Here is a 2,807-nt window from a genome sequence, read left to right as displayed (position 1 = left end):
TATTCAGTTGTCATGGACCAACTCGCCGAGCTCGAGACCCGGATAGCACCAGATGGAGAACGGAACGAATTGGTGGAAGACTAGAACAGCGAGAAGGATGAGAAAGGCCGGGTGCACGACGATGGCGAGCACCACTGATCCGACGCAGCAGGGCAGGAAGACGAGCCCGAAAACGGCGAACCGGGTTCGCGCCCGGCGCTCGGCTATTCTGACGACCTTGGTGGCTAGCCTCGGCCCCCCTTTCCAGGTCACTTCTCCGGTATACAGTGGAAAGATCTTCTCGGACTTCGTCGCCTGGTCATAGGACAGCATGCCGACCTTCTTCCCATTGCATACCAGCAGAATCCCTCTGGGTAGTCCGCCCACCACCTTGGCGACCTTCCGGTCGAAGGCCGCGGTCTTGACATTACCGATTTTGAAGATCAGCAGAACGGCGTTCAGGACCAGTGACGCAATCCCCAGCACGATCGCGGACCCAGCAAGGCCGAGTGCCCAGTAGAGGATGTGGTGCATGACGCCCCCGTGTGTATACCGAGACAGAGCCCGGGCTCTCGAAGTTAAAAGATATCGTGGAACAGTCCCTCGACGAGCTGGTCAAGAGCGCTGGTGTGGCGGTCCCCTGAGCCGCCGAATGGATCGAATTCGGAGCTGCCACCATAGCCGGCTCCACTGTGATGATCGGTCAACCAGTCCCACAACCCGTCGGCGAGTCCGGATGCATGACGCTCGGCATCCACTCCGAACGGTCCGGCGGCGCCCGCGCTCGCTGCGAGGGCCAGCCATGTCACCATTATCTTGGCTCCGGCGCCGCGCGGTGGTTCCGAGCGGCTGCCGGCCTTCGCAACCGCGAGCAGCGCCGCAGCGCCACGCGCCGGGTCGTTGAGATCCTGGAGCATGTTCAGGATGCCGAAGGCGACGGGTGTCTGGGCGAGCAGGCGCTGGAAATCGTCGGTCCCGATCTTGACTCCGCGCGCAGTTGCGCTCCTCACTGCTTCGACGAGCGATGCCAAGCTCGGCGAGGAGATCTCCGCGAGGTCGTCGGCCCAGTCCTTCGGGAGCTTCCTGGCCGTGATGAGCGGCCATAGGGCGAAGTAGGCGAGGTCGAGGCCCACTTGTTCGGGAAGACTGTCGTCCGGTAGCTCTCCAAGGTGTGGGCAGTAGGTGACGACACCGCTGGCCAGCAGGCCGCGTAGCACCTTCTTCCCGGCTCCGTCCGGTGAGCCGTCCAGCGTCCGCGCGAGTTGCTCGAGTTCTCTGTGGTCCTGGCGTCGTTGCTTGCGGTCGCCAGGAATTTCCTTCGCCGCAACTGCCTGCTCGTAGTCGGCGGTAATCTTGGCGACCCAGCGACGCTGAGTCAGGAGGTCGGGGGGCTCTCCGGAGCTTCTGCCTGTGCCGAGAAGCGACGAGATCGTTGGAAGACGCGGTCGCCGCCGCACCGTACGCTCAGGCATCGGAACCAGCGCCGTCGGCCGGTTCCGGCCGGTCCGAGCCGCTTCGACACCGGCGAGTAATAGTTTGCCTGCCTGCGCCTCGTCGGACCTTCGGGCTGGGGCGGTCAGATCGATGGCGACGCGGTCTGCCAACAGTCCACTAAAGGCCCTTGGTTCAACACGCACCGGGATGATGCGGCGCGCCGAGGACAACTGGTCCGAGGCCCACACGGCCCGCCAGATAGCGGTGGCGTGCTCGGACTCCAGGAAGGTCGACGATAGCACCGCGATTAGGTGCCCGCCACGCCGTACTCCCTCGTCTGCGAGGCCAGCCCAGCTTGTGCCCGGAACCTCGTCCCATGCTGGCACGAGCACGCGGTAGCCGGCTTCCTCCAGAACCCAGGCAATCCACTCTGCCCACCTCTGGTCGATGGAAGACCCCCCATAGGACAAGAAAAAGTCCCAACGGGTGAGCTGCGGACCTGCGTCCGGATGGTACTGCACGCGCCCGAGCATGACACAGCAGCGTTCCGTTGCGGAAGTTAGGTGCCTGTTGCCATACTTCCGGAATGTCGCCTCCGCCCTGGATGTGCAAGACCTGTGGAGCATAGAGGTTTCGCCGGGTAGCCCGGGGGAATTTCACCCCCGGGCTCCCACAGAACGCAGCGTAACAGTTTCCCGTTACTGCGCTCGTCCCACCCAGTCCGTCAGAAACTGGTGCACCACGCCCAGTGGGCGAACAGGCGAGGCTGTTTACAAATCAGCCCATTCCACCAGCGTTTGGCCTTCTTGAACGACCTCAGACGTTTGAACTTCCGTCGGGCCCATCGCACCAGGTAGGTGTTGATGCGTCGCAGTAAGCGGTACAGCTCGGAGCGGTAGAACTCCCCGTAGTAGTTCACCCAGCCACGAATGACCGGATTCAGCCACGCCGCGAGCGTCGCAATGTCATCGGTCGTGCGCAGGTGGATCCGCCACCGGCGGACCACTCCCCCCATCTTCTTGAGGGCGTCCCGACTCACCGCCAGCTGGAAGCTGGAGAACGTCCGCCCGTCCTTCCCGCGGGCACCTCTCGCCCGGAACGTGTAACCGAGGAACGAGAACGACGTGTTGCCATACGCCTCACATCGGTTTTCGTCCTGGCAGTAGACGATCCGGGTTTTGTCGGGATGCAGGCGCAGCCCGACCTCCTTCATGCGCTCCGCCAGCTTGGCCCGCACGTACCGGGCCTGCTTCTCGGTGACACAGTGCACGACCGCGTCGTCAGCAAACCTCTCGAACGGCAGGGTCGGAAACTCCCGCCCCATCCAGGCGTCGAAGGCATGTCGGGTAGCCGGGGGCATCTCAGCCCCCGGCTCCCACAGATCCCCGCATGAC

At 63.7% G+C, this 2,807-nt stretch carries 3 protein-coding genes; all 3 read right to left on the bottom strand.

Annotated elements, in window-relative coordinates; all coding sequences use genetic code 11:
• Window positions 1-3: 3 nt before the first annotated feature.
• Window positions 4-513, bottom strand: coding sequence for a hypothetical protein (locus tag MJ797_RS26705; protein WP_239342510.1), 510 nt, complete (start codon window positions 511-513; stop codon window positions 4-6).
• Between the two features lie 44 nt (window positions 514-557).
• The gene (locus MJ797_RS26700; RefSeq protein WP_239342508.1) at window positions 558-1,946 is read right to left on the bottom strand and encodes a toll/interleukin-1 receptor domain-containing protein; all 1,389 of its coding nucleotides are present in this window, start codon (window positions 1,944-1,946) and stop codon (window positions 558-560) included.
• Between the two features lie 191 nt (window positions 1,947-2,137).
• On the bottom strand, window positions 2,138-2,807 hold a 670-nt coding region (locus MJ797_RS26695; protein WP_239342506.1), incomplete at its 5' end, for a group II intron maturase-specific domain-containing protein.

This window comes from Protofrankia sp. CiP3 (assembly GCF_917627345.1).
In the GTDB taxonomy this organism is placed as follows: domain Bacteria; phylum Actinomycetota; class Actinomycetes; order Frankiales; family Frankiaceae; genus Protofrankia.
The sequence above is the reverse complement of the archived record's forward strand: the minus strand, read 5'-3'. Positions and strand labels throughout refer to the sequence as shown.